Origin of the sequence: Leptolyngbya sp. CCNP1308 (assembly GCF_034932455.1) — a bacterium.
Taxonomy (GTDB): domain Bacteria; phylum Cyanobacteriota; class Cyanobacteriia; order Phormidesmidales; family Phormidesmidaceae; genus Nodosilinea.
The window spans coordinates 1-19851 of record NZ_JAYGIH010000047.1 but is presented as its reverse complement, the minus strand read 5'-3'; the positions used below and the strand labels follow the sequence as shown (position 1 = coordinate 19851).

Sequence of the window (19851 nt, the reverse complement as noted above, 5' to 3'; positions counted from 1 at the left end):
TCAACCTCCTCTCTCAGGAGTCCTCAGCCAAGGTTGGCAAAAAGGCGAAACGCCTTAAAGCTGGCTGGGATAATACGTATCTCACCAAAGTCCTGGCTAGCGTAGGGTGAGTATGCGTTTGCCCTGAGCAGGGGGATGTGGTGATTGCCGAGGGGAAAGGGGCGATCGCCGTCCATCCCCATCAACCGCCTGCAATCGTTGTGGAGGAAGCACCACCGCTTGAGCCAGAAGCTGTGGTTGATGTCCCAGCCATTGAAGAGCCTGAATTTCAGGTGCAAAGCCTGTTTGATGTGGAACCCTTTCGGACAGGTCACTCCAATGGCCAAGGGCTACGGTTTAGCCCAGATCCGCTGTGGCAGCAGGAGCCAGTGACGGCGGTGCCTGCGCAGGAATCATTATCTCAAAATCCACCCCAGCCCAAACCTCTAAAGCCTGCCCAAGGGCCAACGCTGCAAGAGGTAGCCGATGAGGTGCGGGGAGCGGATTTAGAGGATGTAGCGGCGCATTTGGGGCTGGAGTGCGATCGCCACGACAAGCACAAGTGGCGCAATGGCGACCACATCATCAGCATCAGCGGGCCGTTGTTTATGGACTGGTTGGCCGATGCTGGGGGGCGGGGCGCGATCGACCTGGTGATGCATATCCAAGGAGCGGAGTTTAATCAGGCGGTAGAGTGGCTGTCGGGCCAGGATTTGTCTCAACGGCCTGCTCAAACAACCTATGCCCAACATGAAGAGCGAGAACCCAGGGTGTTGGAGGTGCCCGCCGCGAATGAATACCGCTGGGCGGGAGTCCGTGAGTATCTGGTGGAAGCCCGCAAGCTACCAGCGGTGCTGGTGGATCGGCTCAATGAGCGAGGCTTGATCTTTGCCGATGACCATCAGAATGCCGTATTTTTGCGCCACCAGTTGCAAGCCCAAACCTGGAGTCGGGGCGAGGTGATTGGGGCCAGTTTGCGGGGGACGTGGGGCGAGGAGAACCATTTCCATGGGTTAGCGCCAGGGTCGGCTAGAGACCAGGGGTGGTTTTGGATTGGCACGGGGCAGGGGCCGGTGAACCGGGTGCTGCTGGTGGAGTCGCCGATCGATGCGATGTCGCTGGCGGTGCTGGATAGGGCGCAGCGAGGGCCGGAAGGGGTATCGATTTATCTCTCGACGGATGGCTCTGGAGGGGTGCCAGCGGAAGCGCTGAAGACGGTGCTGCGGAGTGGGGGGCTTGTGGCTGCGGCATTTGATGCGGATGTGGCGGGGGAGACCATGGCCTGGCGGGTGGCGCAGCAGGTGCCGGGGATTGAGCGGCTGACGCCGAACCAGGGGAAGGACTGGAATGAGGTGCTGGTGCGCCCGGAGGGGATGGGGAACTCGTGGCAGCAAAGCCGCCCGGAACTGGGGCAGCTTTGGCGGTGGCATGGGACTGCGGTGACGCTGGGTAGGCCGGAGGGGTATTTGAGCCGGATTACGGAGGTGGCTAGGGAAGTGGCGAAGGGGAACCCACTGTCGGAGAAGGCAACGGCGGCTATGCAGCGAGACTTGGGCAGCGGCTCAAATTTGTTGATTCAAAAAGGTAGGGCCTCTGTTTCTACCCAAACAAATCAGACGTCTAGGTTTGATTTAGGAAGATGAGCGGACGCAATTAGACATGAGGTCCAATTAAGACCAGAGCTGACATAATCAAAAGTCGCAAATTATCTAGACGCTTGGCTAAGCAGATTGGTAAGGTTGGCCCATACCTGATGCAACCCCACAGCCATAGGTCGGTCAGTAATCGCCGACTGGTTAGTGGGTGGGGCAGCCTGGTTCCACACTTTTTGCTCACAAGTCGCTTTGGCCCGCTGGGCTACCTGGAGAAAGTCTGGATCATTGGTAATGACCGTTTCTGGCTGATTGAGCAGTGGATGATACTGTAATCGCTTGCAAGCTATAGTCAACCAATCAGCGTTAGCATCCCACATTCGCACAGTGCCATCGCTACCGCCACTGACAATGAGCTTTCCATCAGGGCTAAACGCGACTGAATTAACCGTACTCTGATGACCAGTAAAGGGCTGGCCGATGGCCGCTCCGGTAGTGGCATTCCATAGCCGCACTGTACTGTCGTCGCCAACCGAGACAACACGGGTGCCGTCGGGGCTGAAAGCCAATGAAGCGACCCCATCCTGATGACCAATAAAGGGATGACCGATTGCCGCTCCGGTAGTGGCATCCCATAACCGCACTGTGCTGTCAGTACTACCTGAGGCAATGCGAGTGCCATCTGGACTAAAGGCTACCGCATTGACCCAATCCTGATGGCCAGTAAAGGGTTGGCCAATCGCTACTTTCGTAGTCACATCCCATAGCTGCAAGGGGGCCTCGCCGCCACTGACAATTTGGGTACCATCCGGGCTAAACGCTACCGCATTAACCCAACTCTTGTGACCAGTGAAGGGTTGGCCGATCGCAGCCCCTGTGGTTGCATTCCACAGCCGTATGGTGGTGTCACTGCCACTGACAATGCGGGTGCCATCGGGGCTAAAAGCCACTGCATTAACCCAACTCTCATGGCCAATAAAGGGGCGACCGATCACAGCTCCCGTGACCATATCCCACAGCCGTACAGTAGTGTCGGCACTACCGCTAACGATGCGACGACTATCGGGGCTAAAAGCCACTTCATTGACAGGACCCTGATGGCCAGTAAAGGGGCTGCCGATCACAGCTCCTGTAGCCACATCCCACAATCGGAGGGTATTATCAGCACTGCCACTGACAATGTGGTGGCCATTTGAGCTAAAAGCTACCGTATTGACAGGGCTCTGATGGCCGATCAAGGGTTGGCCAATCGCAGAGCCTGTAGCCACATCCCATAGCCGCACTGTCTGCTCGTCACTGCTTACAATGCGGGTACCATCTGGGCTAAACGCCACCGCATAAATCCGAGTCTGATGACCTTGGAAGGGCAAGCCGATGGGTTGGCCGCTCTGAGCATCCCATAGCCGCACCGTCAGGTCGAAGCTGCCACTGACGATGCGAGTACCATCGGGGCTAAACGCTATCGACAAGACCCCATCCTTATGGCCTTGGAGGGGTAGGCCAATGGGTTGGCCGCTCTGAGCATTCCATAGTCGCACCGTTTGGTCAGAGCTACCACTGACAATGCGGGTACCATCCGGGCTAAAGGCTACTGCATTGATAGAACTCTGATGACCGGTCAAGGGTTGGCCAATCGCTATTCCTGTCATTGCATCCCATAGCCGTATGGTGGTGTCACTGCCACTGACAATGCGAGTACCATCGGGGCTAAATGCCACTGAAATGACACCATCCCTATGGCCTAGGATGGGTCGGCCAATGGGTTGGCCGCTTTGGGCGTTCCACAGTCGCACCGTTTGATCGGAGCTGCCACTGACAATGCGGTTACCATCCGGGCTAAACGCTACTGCATCAACAGAACTCTGATGGCCAGTCAAGGGTTGGCCGATCGCAGCTCCCGTCCTTGCATCCCATAACCGCACCGTCTCATCGGAACTGCCGCTGACGATGCGGGTGCCATCTGGGCTAAACGCTACTGACCAGACATAATCCTTATGTCCTTGAAACGGTAAATTTATAGGCTGGCCGCCTTGGGCATCCCACAGCCACAGTCCATTACCACCACTGACGATGCGTTTTCCATCGGGACTAAACGCTACGGAAAAAGCCCCGAGTTCATGAACTTGTAGCCTGTTAATCTCCGGTGCCCCCTGTACAGCACGCAATAAGTTAGCCTGAGCTACGGATTGTACAACTGGAGCATGCTGAGCACTTCTAGCCACAGTATCAATGGCTAAAACGAGGGCTTCTGCTGATTTGGTCGTTGGCAGCCAGTTCAGCACCGTCGCTGCCTGCTCTCGCAACTGGGCCACGGTGGCCTGTCGCTGGGCCTGTTGCCATTGATAAAGCGCAAAGCCAGATAGCGCCAGGGCCGCCATCGAGAAACCCGATAGACCCAGCACAACGCGCCGCCGCTGGGCTTCTTTTTCGCGTTCTCGGCGATCGCGCAACCCCACGCTAGCTTCAATAAACGCCGTCGCCTCTGGGCTAAAGCCTCCCAAAATCTGGTTAAAGGCAAGATCGTTCTTGAGATCTACTACCCTGGCCAGCTTTAAGCCACTCCAGAGTTCGTCATCGGGTTTTGCCGTCTGCCACTGCCTCACATCGTCGTTGAGGCGGTTTCGTAGGGCGATCGCCTGGCGGTTGTCTTTAATCCACTCATTCAGCGTGGGCCAAGAGGTGAGCAAAATCTCATGGGCAATTTCAACCGTAGATTCTGGGGAGGCGCTAGCTGCTGCGGCCACCACGTCGCTCACCAGCAAATTTTGGTTGATTAGCTGCGTCAGCACGGCTTGTTCTTGCGCGTCGGCAAACTCAGCGCGATGGGCTCGCCGTCGCACGGGTCTCCATTCTGTGCCCGACTCGACATCGCCGCCAATTTCAACCAGCTTGAGAAAAATGCGCTGGGTTGCCAACTGCTCTGGCTGAGACAGCCCCTGATAAATCTCATCGACCCGCTGCTGTAGCGCACCGCGCACCCCACCCAGCTGCCGATAGGAGGTGATATTTAAGGTGCGATCGCGAATGCCACCATCCTGCACCTCGGTTTCCCACAGCAGGTCTAAGGTGTATTGCAACAGCGGCAAATAGCCTGCCTGCCCCTGCACGTCTTTGATGATGTCTTCTACCAGTCCGGTTTCAAAGACCACGCCATGGTGGGCGGCGGGCTGCTCGATCGCCGATCGCAGCTCATCGGGCTGCATTTGGGTAATTAGGGGGCGGTGGCCCTGGGTGGCTTTGGCGACCAGGTTGGCGGGGGCGGGGTCGAGCCGATCTAAAAAGTCGGCGCGCATGGTGGCTACAATCTTGAGCTGTGGATCGGTGGCTCGTCCGGTGCTGAGTTTGGCTAGGCCTTCCAGAAAGCGATCGCGTTTTTCGGAGGCGCTAACAGTGAACAGTTCCTCAAATTGGTCTATGACGATCAGCCAAAACTCTTCGGGTTGCTTGAGAGTTTTGACGACCTGGCTCAGGGTGTCTACGTTGTCTACTCGCGCCAGTTGCGCCTGAGATTGGCTAAAGCCCCGACTTAGCAAGCTGCCGTAGAAGGACTCAAAGGGGTCTTGGTCTGGGGTGAAGATCAGGCTCAGGAACGATTTTCCCAGTTTTTCTGAGAGTAGGGGCACTAGCCCGGCCCGCACGACCGAAGATTTGCCGCTGCCGGATGCGCCGAGTAGCAAGGTTAGGTTGGTTTGCTCTAGTTCGTTGACTAGCTCGGCTAAAAATTGATCGCGCCCAAAGAAGTAATCTTTGTCTGTCGATTCAAACTTTTTTAGCCCTTTGTAGGGGGATGTGGTGTTTAGCTGGCGGGTTTTGATCTCATCGACTGAGATTTGAATGATTTTGGTTTGGGTGAGGTTGATGATGTGGGCCTGAAGGGCGTTGAAGATGTTGTCATTGCCTTGCACCTGCACAGTCTCAAAGGATTGGTGCTGGTTGGGGGGTGGGTGTTGCTCAGGATTTGGCGGCTGGTGGTGGTTCATGGCAGACCTTTCCAGCGGTTGGCCAACTGTGTCACTAGGGGGAGATTGCCAACTAGAGGCCAATTTGCGATCGGCGACTGGCTGGTGGGTGGAGCAGTCTGGTTCCAGACTTTTTGCTGACAGGTAGATTTGGCCCGTTGGGCTACTTGGAGAAAATCTGGGTCATCGGTAATGACTGTTTCTGGCTGGTTGAGTAGCGGGTGATACTGGAGCCGATTGCAGGCTATAGTTAGCCAATCAGCATTGGCATCCCATAGTCGCACTGTGTTGTCCTCACCGCCACTGATAATGCGGGTACCATCGGGGCTAAACGCTACTGAATAGACCCAAGCGCCGTGCCCTTGCAGTGGTTGACCGATGGGTTGGCCCGTCTCGGCATCCCACAGCCTCACAGTCTTGTCAAAACTGCCACTGACAATGCGAGTGCCATCAGGGCTAAATGCTACTGAATGGACTTCATCTTCATGGCCTTGCAGCGGTTGACCAATGGGTTGGCCCGTCTTGGTATCCCAAAGCCGCACGGTCTTGTCACCACTGCCGCTGACAATGCGAGTGCCATCGGGGCTGAACGCTACTGAAGTGACATGCTCGTCGTGGCCTTGCAGTGGTTGACCGATGGGTTGGCCCGTCTCAGTATCCCAAAGCCGCACGGTCTTGTCACCACTGCCACTGACAATGCGAGTGCCATCGGGGCTGAATGCTACTGAATGAATCCAATCGTTGTGACCTTGCAGTGGTTGACCAATGGGTTGGCCTGTCTCGGCATCCCACAGCCGCACGGTCTTGTCGTCACTGCTACTGACAATATGAGTGCTATCGAAGCTAAACGCTGCTGAATTGACAACATTGTCGTGGCCTTGCAGCGGTTGACCAATGGGTTGACCCGTTTCAGCATCCCACAGTCGCAAGGTGGTGTCAGCACTGCCACTAACAATGCGAGTGCCATCAGGGCTAAATGCTGCTGAAGTGACCGAATCGTCGTGGCCTTGCAGCGGTTGACCGATAGGCTGACCTGTCTTGGCATCCCACAGCCGCATTGTCTTATCATGGCCGCCACTGATAATGCGAATGCCATCAGGGCTGAACGCGACTGAATGTACCAAATCGTCGTGGCCTTGCAGCGGTTGACCGATGGGCTGCCCCATCTCGGCATCCCATAGCCGCACTGTCTGGTCTACCACGCCACTGACAATGCGAGTGCCATCGGGGCTAAACGCTACTGACATAACCCTATCGCGGCCTTCCCACGGTTGACCGATAAGCTGGCCCGTCTTGGCATCCCACAGCCGTATTGTTTGGTCAACACTACCACTGACAATGCGGGTGCCATCGGGGCTAAACGCTACTGACATAACCCTCTTGTGGTGGCCTTGCAGCGGTTGACCGATGGGTTGGCCCGTTTCAGCGTCCCACAGCTGCACCGTCTTGTCCTCACTACCACTGATAATGCGAGTGCCATCAGGGCTAAACGCTGCAGACCAGACATAATGATCGTGACCTTGCAGGGGTTGACCGATGGGTTGGCCCGTTTCAGAATCCCACAGCCGTATTGTTTGGTCAGCACTACCACTGACAATGCGGGTACCATCGGGGCTAAACGCTACTGAAGTGACAAAATCCTCATGGCCTTGCAGCGGTTGACCGATGGGTTGGCCAGTCTTGACATCCCACAGCCGCACTGTCTTGTCATCACTGCCACTGACAATGCGCGTGCCGTCGGGGCTAAACGCTACTGAAGTGACCCAATCGTCGTGCCCTTGCAATGGTTGACCGATGGGTTGGCCCGTTTCAGCATCCCACAGCCGTATTGTTTGGTCAGCACTACCACTGACAATACGAGTGCCATCGGGGCTAAACGCTACTGAATAGACATACTCGTCGTGCCCTTGCAGTGGTTGACCGATGGGTTGGCCCGTTTCAGAATCCCACAGTCGCACGGTGGTGTCAGCACTGCCACTGACAATGCGGGTACTATCGGGGCTGAACGCTACTGAGGTGACGGCATCCCCATGGCCTTGCAACCGATTGACTTCTTGGGATAATTGCACTGCACTTAGCAGATTAACTTGGGCGCTTATTCTTAGGGCTGGAATCGATTGGCTCCTGTCGATGGCGTCGATTGCTAAAATCATGCCTTGAACGGCATTTGCTGTGGGTAATAAGTTCTGTACCGTCGCCACCTGCTCTCGCAACTGGGCCACAGTTGCCTGCTGCTGGGCATGCCGCCACTGAAAACCCGCAAACCCCGCCAACGCCAACGCCACCATCGAAAACCCAGACATCCCCAGCAGCACCCGCCTGCGCTGGCGCTCCCGCAGTTCCACACTCGCTTCAATAAACTGGTTCGCCCCAGCGCTAAAGCCCCCCAACACCTGGTTAAACACCGGGTCTCGCCGCAGCTCCACCACCCGCGCTAGCTTTGAGCCACCCCAGAGGTCACTATCCGCCTTCTGGGCCTGCCACAGCGCCACATCGTCATTCAGCCGATTTCGCAGCGCAATCGACTGCCGATTTTGCTTAATCCAGCCGTGCAGCGTCGTCCAAGACGTCAGCAAAATCTCATGGGCAATTTCAACCGTGGCCCCCTGCCCCGCTGCCTGCTGCTGCCCCACAGCTTCAACCGATGCATCGCTCACCAGCAGATTGGCATTAATCAACTGAGTCAGCACCCACTGTTCCCCCTCATCGGCAAACTCAGCTCGTGCTGCCCGCCGCCGCACCGGCTTCCACCCCGTCCCCGCCGCTTCATCGTCCCCAATTTCTACCAGCTTGAGAAAAATGCGCTGCGCCGCCAACTGCTCCGGCTCAGACAACCCCAGATAAATCTCATCCACCCGCTGCTGTAGCGCCCCCCGCACCCCACCCAGCTGTCGATACGTGCTACTCCGCAACGTGCGATCTTGCAGACCACCATTCTGCGCCTCGCTTTCCCACAGCAGATCCAGGGTGTACTGCAACAGTGGCAAATAGCCCGCCTGCCCCTGCACATCTTTGATAATCTCTTCCACCAGCCCCGTTTCAAACACTACCCCGTGGTGGGCGGCGGGCTGCTCGATCGCTAAGCGCAGCTCATCGGGGTGCATTTGGGTAATCAGCGGTCGGTGCTTCTCCGTCAGCCGCGCCAGCCGATTTGCCGGGGCCGGGTCGAGCTGGTCTAAAAAGTCGGCCCGCATGGTAGCGACAATTTTGAGCGTGGCGTCGCTGGCCCGGTCTTTGCTCAGCTTCACCAGGTTCTGAATAAAGCGATCTCGTTTTTTGGCCTCACTCACCGTAAACAGCTCTTCAAACTGGTCAATAAAAATCAACCAGTACGCCTCGGTTGGCTTCAACGTGGTCACCACCTGGCTCAACGTCTCTGCTTTATCTACCTTGGCCGCCTGCGCCTGGGCCTGACTAAAGCCCCGACTCAGCAAACTGCCATAGAACGACTCAAAGGGGTCGTGGTCGGGCGTCAGCACCAGACTGACAAACTGCTTGCCCCAGGTCTGCTGAAGCCAGGGCACCAGCCCCGCCCGCACCACCGACGACTTGCCGCTGCCCGAAGCCCCCAGCAGCAACACAAAATTGGTCTGCTCGAGCTCATTCACCAGACCACCGATGAACTGATCGCGACCAAAAAAGCGATCGCTATCCTCTGGCTCAAACTTTTTCAGCCCCTTATAGGGCGAAGACGGGATCAGCTCACGGGTCTTAATCTTATCCACCGAGATCTGAATGATCTTGGTTTGCGTCAGCGTGACCACCTGGGCCTGAATCACATTCAACAGGTTGTCATCGCCCTGCACCTGCACATCGCCGAAGGATTGCTGCTGGTTGGCGGGCGGCTCTGGCAACGGGTTTTGGTTGTCGTCTGGGTTCATGGCAGACCTACCCAGGCTTTTGCCAATAGAGCTGCCACCTTCGTCACTGGTTCGGCCAGGGTCAAGACCCCGCTCAACCCCTGCTGTAGGGCCTGCACCACCTCATTCACAAAGCCCTTGTCTGGCTCTGGCTTCTGCAATTCTTCCTGAAGCATACCGATTTTAGACTCCGTATCTTTTTTGGCAAAAGTACTCAGGTCAGCCGTTGCCGCCACCTCCTGTCTGAGCTTTGCCAATAGGTCTAACGCAGCTTCTAAATCAGCATTGCCGCCGCTACTCTGGCCGCTCGTTTGGTTCAGGTTGACGTCGCCCCCAGCCTGCACCACGTTAAAAGGGTTGTGGCTACCACTGATTGAAATAGTGCCAATGGTTTGAGACTGAGAAGGGCGAACGGGCGGATCTGCGGTGGGTTCCCTCTCTGACGCCACCTCCGGTGGTTTAGCAGATTGATCAACGGGCAGTGCCCGATTCAGACGCGGTCGGTATTTCAAGACCGGCTTCAAATACTCCGCACTGCCTGCCAAATCAATTGCACTACAACCGATCTTGAAGGCTTGGTCGTAGGGGCTACCGGCCCCCAGCGCATCATAAAACCCTTCGGCAAACTGTACCGCCGCCTGGTCGCCAATCGGCTGATTCATGCCAATTACGCAATCCACAGATTGGTGAATTGCGGTAGCCTGCACCTCTGAATAGCAGGCATTAAGCAAGACACACTCAATCTCCCCCGGCTCTAGAGCCGCAAATAATCGAGCCAGTGCTTCGGTACTAACGAACTGCATTTTTCCGGCATCATTTTCCAGCACCAGACCATTCTCCCCAGCACCATGGCCCGAAAAGTGAACGATTTGAGGACGGCGATCGAGCAACGCCCGCCGCAAATCTGTCGTTCCGATGGCGAGCTTGGCGATCACCTGAAACCGATCGCGGTACTGCGATCGCTGAATACCTTCTTCTATCCGCCGTACCTCGGTATCTAAGCCCAACGGGTTGCTACCCGTGTTACTCGGATTCGCTGTCAAAATAAGAATCTTGATCGGATTCATACAGCAATTGTTCCAAAGTGATTGTCTCTATAACTGGCTTTGAGGAGCCTATTTCAAATTCGGAGTAGATAAGGTTGGATAATACTACTGGTTACCTATAGTTTCTGACAATCCCTATAGGCTGGCAGGATCAGTTGGTAACAACTTTAATAAAGTCAACATTTTAGGCGATCGCTCCAGTCAACCTTGCGTACCCAATACTGACTCCCCAAACCACTCGTTGGGCCAATCCGCTCAAGACGATCATTATTCACCACACGCAAACCCAGCGTACCGGAGCCATTGGTTGTTCCGTAAGGCACGTCAGCCCAGTAGCCGATCACATTAGCGGATAAACGTCCATAGAACACGTTGGCAAACGCTGGGACGCCGTCAGAGGTAGCATTCCCTTCAGCAAACCAGGCCACCTCTGCGCCTCTTTGGTGCACATAATAGGTACCGCCATTACTACCGATCCAAACACCGGTTAGCCCTTTCCCAGTGAAACCGCGTAGATTGACCTGTGCCGCACGGGCTGGGCGACCACTAATTTTTTTCCATTGAGAGCCACCGAACCCACCGGTTGCTTGCAGTTTTTGAATTGTCCCATTTTCTAGTCTCAAGTCCAGTTTGCCAGAGCTGGCAATGCTGCCCTTGGGTACGTCAAACCAGAGCCCATCATCAATTAAGAAGGCTCCTGGTCTGCTAGGAACAGCCCGCAAAACACCGATATGAACGTTAGAAAAACGCCCATCGGCACTTTCACCAAACCAAAACAGGCGTTGCCCATCGGCATCACTAATCGTGCGGACATAATAAGAGCCGCCGTCGTTACACGAATAAATTCCAGTAATCATGAGTTTTGCTCACTTAAAAGCTACTACTGACGTTGAAGAGCAACTAGCTCGCTGGGTTAGTGCCTTCAGTGCCGTGACCTCAAATGTCTTAGGAGCAACTACCCCAAAGCCAGCCGCCCTTGCGCCCACCGGAAATTCCCGTAAAATCACTGATAAAGTGCTCGAATCAGGGAGACCGGTTTGGGGATTCCCCGAACTTCATTAGGGGAAACAGTGTGCATCAACCATGGCCAGACCCAACTATGGTCCTCAAATCAAACAGAGAACCAAACGCCTACTAGAGGCGCTGTTGCTCTATGCCAACGACGAATGGGAAACCGAAATTCGACTGCCCCTGCGCACCAACTGGCAAACGGAACGGCAATTAGTCGTTAGAACTAAACTTCGCTTTTTAGTTGAATTAACAGCTCAAGATACCTACCCCAGCCAGCTCACCCCTGAGCAGATTCGCGAAGCCTTAAAGCGACTGCAAGATTTTCTAGGCATTTTGGAGGATAACCGCCCCGCTACTCAAGGTTCCGAGGACTGGCACTTTACCCTCAAGCTTTGGCATCGACGGCAGGATGTGGCGGCCAATCTAGCCAAGCTCGACGAAGAATGGGAACGACTCCGACCGCTCAAATCTCACCAGGCCACCCAAACCTCTCCGCCGCTGCCGTCTCCTAGCTCAGAAGCATTTGTAGCCCGGCAAGACTGGGGGGATGCCCCAGAAATTCCCCCGATTTACGGGCGCGATGCTGAGCTGACGGTGCTGAAAGACTGGATTTTGAGGGATAACTGCCGCCTGGTGGGGTTGCTGGGTATGGGGGGTGTGGGCAAAACGACCCTGGCGGTGAAGCTGGCTGAGCAGCTGAGCGGTGAGTTTGAGGCTGTGATGTGGCGATCGCTCCGCAATGCCCCCCCGGCTGACTCGCTGCTGGTCGACCTAATCCGATTTCTCTCCACCCGTCAGGACGTACCCCTAGCCGAAACCTGTGATGGTCAACTGTTGCAGCTGATTGGGTGTTTGCAAACCGCCCGCCGTCTGATCGTTCTGGATAACTTTGAGTCTGTGTTGCAGGGGCAGGATGGCACCGGGGCCTATCGCCCTGGCTACGAGGCCTATGGTCAGATCCTGCGGTGCCTTGCCGAGAGCCGTCACCAGAGCTGTCTGGTCTTTACCAGTCGAGAGCAACCTCTGGGGCTATTCTCCAGGGATGGGAGTGGGCTGCGATCGCTCCGGTTGCAGGGGTTGACCTATCAACCAGGCCAGCAGCTTTTGACGGCAAGAGGGCTCACCCCATCAGCTCAGGAAGCTCAGGTTCTAGTGGAGCAGTATGGGGGCAACCCGCTGGCGTTGCGCATTGTCTCGACCACGGTACAGGAGCTGTTTAATGCCAGCATTCAGCAGTTTTTAGCCTGCGGCACCCCCGTTTTTGGTGATGTCGCGAATTTAATCGATCAACAATTTAGCCGATTATCGCCGCTGGAGCAGCGGGTGATGGAGTGGGTGGCAGTGCATCGCGAGTGGGTGCTGCCTGAGGAGATTCGCGAGGGGCTAATGCCGCCTACGTCCCAGTCAGAATTGCTGGAGGCGTTGCTGTCGTTAGAGCGGCGATCGCTGGTTGAAAAGTCCACCAGCTTACCCCTCGCCGATCACCAGGTGCGGTTTTCGCAGCAGCCGGTGGTGATGGAATACGTGGTCAACCGCTTAATAGACCGGGTCTACCAAGAAATTTGCACCCTTAACGTTAGTCTGCTCAACTATCAGTTTTTGGTCAACGCCCAGGCCAAAGACTACCTGCGAGAGACCCAAATTCGCCTGCTGCTGAAGCCCTTAGCGACCAAGCTGCTAGAAACCTTTGGCAGCCGCAACTTTGCCCAGGCCCACTTCAGCCAGCTTTTGGCTCAGCTAAAGGCGACCCTGAGAGATAGGCCAGGCTATGCCGCTGGGAACCTGCTCAATTTGCTGTGGCAGATGGGCATTGACCTGAAAGGCTACGACTTTTCTCATCTAGCGGTGTGGCAGGTGTATTTGCAGGGCATGGCGCTGCATGAGGTTAACTTTGCCTATGCCGATCTCACCAAGTCAGTCTTTACCCAAGTTCTAGGCTGCATTCTGTCGGCCACCTTCAGCCCGAATGGGGCTTACCTGGCGGTGGGGGTTGATCAAGCCATTCTGCTAATCCAGGTGGCCGACGGTCGTCAGGTGCTGAACTTTAAGGGGCATACGGCCTGGGTCACGGCGCTGTGTTTTAGCCCCGATGGTCAAACACTGGCCAGCGGTAGCCATGACCAGACGGTGCGGCTGTGGGAGGTGAGCTCTGGGGCCTGCTTGCGCACGTTGCCGGGTCACAGCAGTTGGGTACAGACGGTGGATTTTAGCCCCGATGGAGCAACCATCGCTAGCGCTGGCAATGAAGCCGAGATTCGGCTTTGGGACGTTCAATCGGGCAACTGTAGCCGTACGTTGACGGGGCACGCTAGCCGAGTGCTATCGCTGAAGTTTCATCCCACCCAGCCGGTGTTAATCAGCAGCGGGGACGATCGCACCGTTAAGCTTTGGGATCTGCAATTGGGGGATTGTCTGCGATCGCTAGCGATTGACGTGGGTTGGGCGCTGGGGTTGGCCCTGCACCCAAGGGGCCAGGAAATTGCGGCCAGCCAAAGTACCACGGTCGTTGAGCGTTGGGATGTGGAAACAGGCGATCGCCTAGGCACGCTGCCCGACTATGCAATCAAGGTTTGGGCGGTGGATTACAGCCCCGATGGTGAGCTGCTGGCCACTGCTGGGGAAGACCATACGGTACGGCTTTGGAGTACTCAAACGAACCAGTGCTTGAAAGCGCTGGAGGGACACTCGGGTCGGGTGTGGCTGGTGGAGCTTAGCCAGGATGGGCATACCCTGGTCAGCGCCAGTGATGATCAAACCGTCAAGCTGTGGGATATTCGCACGGGGGACTGCCTGAAAACTATCAAGGCCCACAGCGATTGGATTGTGGGGGTAGCGGCTAGTCCGATCGCGCCATTGCTAGCCTCGGGGGGCGAAGACCAGATGGTGCGGTTGTGGAATTTGGAGACGGGAAGGTGCGATCACACCTTATCAGGCCATACCAATCTGATTTCTAGCGTTGCCTTTAGCCCGGACGGTACCTGGCTCGCCAGCAGCAGCGACGATTGTACGGTGCGACTATGGGATGCCCAAACGGGGGACTGTCGCCAGGTGGTGATGGGGCATACGGATTGGGTGCAATCGGTGTGCGTTAGCCCCAGTGGGCAGCAGGTGATCAGTGGTAGTCATGACAAAACGATTAAGCTGTGGGATGTGGCGACGGGGCAGTGTTTGCAGACGTTGCAGGGCCACGAAGGCCGGGTTAAGGCGGTGGCCGTTAGCCCCCAAGGCGGGTTGATGGCTAGTGGGGGGGATGATCACGCCATTAAGCTTTGGAGCGTGGAAACCGGGGCTTGTCTGGCTACGCTGGATGGGCATCAGGATTGGGTGCTGGCTCTGGGGTTTAGCCCCTGTGGTCAGTTTTTGGCTAGCGGCAGCGGCGATCGGAGGCTGAAGATTTGGGATGCAGCGACGGGCCAGTGTCTGTGGTCTCAACAGGCCCACGGGGGGCGCGTTCGAGCGGTGGCGTTTAGCCCAAATGGGCAGTGGGTTGCGAGTGGTGGCGAAGACTTTGAAATCAAGCTTTGGGATGTGGCGACTGGGAACTGCTTGCGGGTATTAGAGGGCCATAGCCAAATTGTGTGGTCAGTGGCGTTTAGTAATGATGGGCAAATCCTGACAAGTTGCAGCGAAGATGGCACAATTCGAATCTGGAATTCCGGAACGGGGGATTGTGTAAAGGTATTAAGAAGCTGTCGCCCCTACGAAGGCATGAACATAACGGGAGCTACGGGATTAACCGCAGCTCAAATTGGGGTTTTGAGGGCACTAGGAGCGGCGGAACGTAAGCGTTAGATAACCCACACAAGGAGCTAAAAGTCATGGCTGAAGAGAAGCAAGTGCTAGGGAACTCTGAAGCGGTTCGAGATCTGATCGTCCCCGACTTTCAGCAGCGTGAATCCCCTACTAAGACCGAACGTGATATCTCCAACGAGCCTCAAAAAGGCGGAGAGTCGTCAAATTCTGAAAATTTTGATCATACAAGCACAGTTCGCAAGTTAGTGATGCCTACTTCTGATGGAGGCTCTAAATCATCGGACGATGATCGTTCTCCTGGTAGAACCGAGAAATAGACACATTTGCTTTCAGGCTACTTGTCAAGAAGAAGACGCTCACATCTAATTCTTTGGCAAAGTTTGGGGATTCCCTAAACTGGTCTCCCTATTCCAAACGCTCTAGCCCTTGTTCTGCAAGGGCTAGAGCGTAGCAGAAACGACCATTTGCTTTGGGGCAGTTGGGATGACGATATTGGGATTCAAGCTACCGAGAGCACCAACCTTAGTGGGTGCCATTCAGCGTTGGTTCAGTTGAGCGATCTGCCTGCTTTCTGGAGAAGATGGTAGTCCTCGCAAAATCTTTGGAACCTACAACAACTGGAATTGCAAGAGTTAACTTCCACCTTCACTGCTTATAATTTTTTCAAGGACTGTCTGCAGGGCAACTTTTTATACAGATCAGATGAACTACTAATCTTTAAGATCTCTAAATTTCAGGAAGTCGTAACACTCACACTCGAATATGCCAATGCAGAAGGTGGAATACAAGCTGTAACAGCCTCAGATTTGATCGTGATACTGTTCTGAAAAATTGATGAGCTTCTATAGGAAGCTCTGGAAAGCAATAAAGACTTACCTAGATTGAATATTAACTATTACTTAATCTGGGTCACAGTCATTACACTAGTTTTGAGGAAAATGGTGAAACAGATTTTAGTGTTGTCAGCAAATCCACACAATACTGTCCGACTGCGAGTTGAAGCGGAGGCTCGAGATATCAAAAATGGACTAAGGCAATCATCCTTGCGGGACCAGTTTGAGGTGGTGTACGAAGGTGCTGTGAGATTACAAGAACTTCGTAGGCGTATCGTGCAAGCTAAACCTCAAATTGTTCATTTTAGTGGGCATGGTGGGGGGGAGCATGGTCTGGTTCTAGAGGATGACAACGGTAAAGCTTATTTTGTGCAGACTGAGCAATTGGCAGAAATGTTCAGGCTATTTGCGAAGAAAAACTTGGAGTGCGTAATTCTAAACGCCTGCTATTCGCAAGTACAGGCTAAGGCCATTAATCAGTTTGTACCTTATGTGATTGGGATGAATGAGGCTATTGGTGATCGAGCAGCCATTCAATTTGCTATTGCCTTCTATGAAACATTGGGAGAAGGAGAAGCCTTTGATTACGCCTTTGAAATGGCTAAGGCAGTGTTAATCGGCTTAGAAGAAGAGCAAAAGCCAGTTTTATTGGTTAATGAAAATGCGGTTAAGCAAGAGCAAGCAAATCAGGAAGCAGCCAAGGATAATATAGAGCCATTTGACATGAGGCAAAAACAGCATGAGGAAGGGCATGTCCCAAATATAACTCAAATAGCTGGAAAGGGCTCAAAACAAATTGGTTTTATTGGCCACGCCGGAAATATCAATCTCTAGCTAGGTAGGTAGGTAGAAGCCATGAATCCCTCCATTTCGCAATCTGGTGGCGACAACGTGGTTCAAATCGGCTACGTTGAACACGCTGATCAGATGAATATTGGTGGTCGTGTTCTTAAGGTTAATATTGATTCTCTAATTGGAGGGGTAATTAATATTGCATCACAAGATGTCTATATTGCTCCTACCTCTCGTCCTGCACCAGTGTACTTGTTTCCTCGCACTTTTCCGCTTTTAAGGGGGCGAGAGGAGGAGGTTAAAGTTGCAGTTAGTTTGTTGCCTTATGAGCAGTCAGTTGAATTTCACGGTTTGGCTGGCATTGGCAAGACCGTTCTTTTACGACATCTAGCCCATCACCCTATCATCAAATCTACTTTTTCAGATGGGCTTATCTACCACCGAGTTACTTATGGCCAAACGGTTGCTGACATTTTACAAATACTTTTTAATGCCTTTTATGAATGCAAAACACCTTCTAAGGCTCGCAACTCAGAAATCCATCGAGTTTTACAGGGTAAAAAGGCACTCGTCATTCTAGACGAACTAGAACTCAAACGGGAGGAGTTAGATCGGCTTGCCAACTATTTACCAAGCTTTACCTTTCTAATTACTGGATTGGAGCAGCACCAATGGGGTGAGGCAAAATCTATTGAGCTACAAGGACTTTCACTCAATGCTGCACTTGCGCTGGTTGTTCAGGAACTTGGGCAGCAGCTTCAGCCAGCTGAGCAGGCAGGAGCCGAAAAACTTTGTATGGCACTTGAAGGGCATCCCCTAAAGATTCTGCAGGCTGTCGCTTGGGCAAAAACGGAAAAGAAGTCGCTGGTTGCAATTGCCCAGCAGGTTAGTACTGCAGTAGCCCAAGACATTTGGACTGCTACTCTATTGACCTCATTATCCAAACCCCAACGATGGATTATTGCTTTATTAGCTGCGCTAGGTGCCAATGTTGCTTTAGGGGCAGAAGCTATTTCTAGCATTACCGGTTTATCAAATGCTAAAGCAATCTTAGAGACCCTACTGCAACGCCAACTGTTGGAAATCGATAGTGGTCGTATCCGCTTAGCCAGTTCTCTTCTTAAAGAACTACAGCAGCAGTCTGTTCTAACTTCCTGGATGGAGCGCACGAGTAATTTTTTAATTCAATGGGTGCAGCAACATAAAAACTCACCAGACGCTGTTTTACAAGAATCAGACGCTATCCTACGGACTCTAGAATGGGTTGCTGAAGCAGGTCGTTGGTCCGATGTAATTGTCCTTGGGCGCGCAATTGAAGGGGGATTGGCATTAAGCGGACAATGGGGTAGCTGGGAAATAGTACTTCAATCGATCTTAGAAGCGGCGCATGCGACTGGTGATCAGACACTAGAGGCATTTGCACTGCATGAATTGGGAACGCGATCCCTATGTCTTAATCAGGCTACAGAAGCGCAGTCGTACTTATCAAGAGCGCTTCAAATTCGAGAGATTTTGGGTGATAGAGGAGCAATTGAGGCAACCACTCAAAATTTGCACTTTGTATCAGAGCTTTGTTCCGTTCCTAGTTTTACACTTGAACCTCAACCTGAACCTCAACTTCCCTTATCCCGCCAAGCAAGTGAATCAAATGTAGCTCAATGGTTAATTAGAGGAGCTGCCGTACTTCCTTTGGCAACTGGGGTTTTGCTTGGGGTTATAACTCTGCCGGATCCTTATAGTGCTCCTCCTGCTGCAACTAACCCTGCCCCTCAGACTCCTGTAGATCCCCAGACTCCTGTAGATCCTCAGACTCCTGTAGATCCTCAAACTCCTGTAGATCCTCAGACTCCTGTAGATCCTCAAACTCCTGTAGATCCTCAAACTCCTGTAGATCCTCAGACTCCTGTAGATCCTCAAACTCCTGTAGATCCTCAGACTCCTGTAGATCCTCAAACTCCTGTAGATTCTCAAACTCCTGTAGATTCTCAAACTCCTGTAGATCCTCAGACTCCTGTAGATCCTCAGACTCCTGTAGATCCTCAGACTCCTGTAGATCCCTCTTCAAGTACCCCGATTTTGACAATCGACAGCAATGGTGCACAGACCACTGCTAGTGTAGGAAACTCGCAAATCAGCAATTACAATAGGGCAGATATTATTATTTCTGCACAACAAAGTGGAACTGGTGCAGGAATTAATTCCTTAGCACCAGTCGGACACATTGGAGATGCCAACAGTTTCATACCTTTTCCTCCTGGTTGGAGTCTAGATACAAAGCTAGTTCCCCCTGGTGGTTGTGGTCTACAACCTACGTCTATCTCCAATGACGGAGCAGGAGGTTATAGGTTGTCAGTTATGACTGTAGCCCAAATGGGACCTTGTCCATGGCTGGAAGGAGATTATCACTATCTACTGCGAATTAATGTGGATGGGTATCAGAATAGTAGTATAGGTAAAATTTCAATTAACAGAAATTAGATTGGGAGTTTGGGAATGATCTATCGTAGTGATGAGTAGAGTTTCACAGCAATTCTATGTGTTTGCGTAAACTTTTCGGATGTGTATTACTATGATAATACACAATACGAATTGGGGAATTTAAGAGCTTGGCAATCGCAGAAGTTGAAGAAATCGCTTTGCTTCGATCTTAGAGTCAGTATGGAGAGGTATTTTTTCCATAATAGCTAGCGGTAAAGCCGAGTGGGATGTTGCTATTGAAGTGGAATGCACATTTCCTAAAGCTAGTACAGCAGGTTGAAAAGCCACTCATAGCAACCGAGTTTCTTCTGCAGAATTCAGAAGAAACTCGGCTTCTTGTTGTGGATCTTTCTGAGCTGAGTCAGACCCCTGTAATAAGAACTCCAGCAGGCCCCATGTGTAGTTGACCTTTCTTTACGCCGGTAGTGGACTAACGTAAAGGGTAGAGAAAAACCAAGGCATCGTCGTCGCATTGCTAGATTCTGAGGGAGTAGGTCCCATGACAATCGAGATGACCTGTCCAACCTGTGGGTCTCACGACATCTCCA

Annotated in this window: 9 protein-coding genes; 5 read left to right on the top strand and 4 right to left on the bottom strand. The window is 53.4% G+C overall.

The window, feature by feature from the left end:
• Positions 1-137: 137 nt before the first annotated feature.
• On the top strand, positions 138-1622 hold the full coding sequence (locus tag VB780_RS13740; protein ID WP_323351730.1) for a DUF3991 and TOPRIM domain-containing protein: 1485 nt from the start codon (positions 138-140) through the stop codon (positions 1620-1622).
• 62 nt (positions 1623-1684) lie between these two features.
• On the opposite strand, the gene VB780_RS13735 is transcribed toward VB780_RS13740, so the two are convergent.
• From VB780_RS13735 to VB780_RS13720, 4 genes are all read right to left on the bottom strand, one after another.
• Positions 1685-5551: a WD40 repeat domain-containing protein gene (locus tag VB780_RS13735; RefSeq protein WP_323351729.1), complete on the bottom strand. Its 3867-nt coding sequence runs from the start codon at positions 5549-5551 to the stop codon at positions 1685-1687.
• Positions 5548-9411, bottom strand: coding sequence for a WD40 repeat domain-containing protein (locus VB780_RS13730; protein ID WP_323351728.1), 3864 nt, complete (start codon positions 9409-9411; stop codon positions 5548-5550). The genes VB780_RS13735 and VB780_RS13730 overlap by 4 nt, the downstream gene beginning before the upstream one ends.
• Entirely contained in the window at positions 9408-10457 is a 1050-nt protein-coding gene (locus tag VB780_RS13725; RefSeq protein ID WP_323351727.1) for a CHAT domain-containing protein, read from the bottom strand. The genes VB780_RS13730 and VB780_RS13725 overlap by 4 nt, the downstream gene beginning before the upstream one ends.
• 155 nt (positions 10458-10612) lie before the next feature.
• Positions 10613-11293: a hypothetical protein gene (locus VB780_RS13720; protein WP_323351726.1), complete on the bottom strand. Its 681-nt coding sequence runs from the start codon at positions 11291-11293 to the stop codon at positions 10613-10615.
• A gap of 226 nt (positions 11294-11519) precedes the next feature.
• Here VB780_RS13720 and VB780_RS13715 point away from each other — a divergent pair, with 226 nt between their 5' ends.
• From VB780_RS13715 to VB780_RS13700, 4 genes are all read left to right on the top strand, one after another.
• Positions 11520-15239: an NB-ARC domain-containing protein gene (locus VB780_RS13715; protein ID WP_323351725.1), complete on the top strand. Its 3720-nt coding sequence runs from the start codon at positions 11520-11522 to the stop codon at positions 15237-15239.
• 26 nt (positions 15240-15265) lie between these two features.
• On the top strand, positions 15266-15517 hold the full coding sequence (locus VB780_RS13710; RefSeq protein ID WP_323351724.1) for a hypothetical protein: 252 nt from the start codon (positions 15266-15268) through the stop codon (positions 15515-15517).
• A 621-nt stretch (positions 15518-16138) separates the two neighbouring features.
• On the top strand, positions 16139-16867 hold the full coding sequence (locus VB780_RS13705) for a CHAT domain-containing protein (protein ID WP_323351723.1): 729 nt from the start codon (positions 16139-16141) through the stop codon (positions 16865-16867).
• Between the two features lie 21 nt (positions 16868-16888).
• Positions 16889-19303: an NB-ARC domain-containing protein gene (locus VB780_RS13700; RefSeq protein WP_323351722.1), complete on the top strand. Its 2415-nt coding sequence runs from the start codon at positions 16889-16891 to the stop codon at positions 19301-19303.
• The last annotated feature ends 548 nt before the right edge of the window (positions 19304-19851 follow it).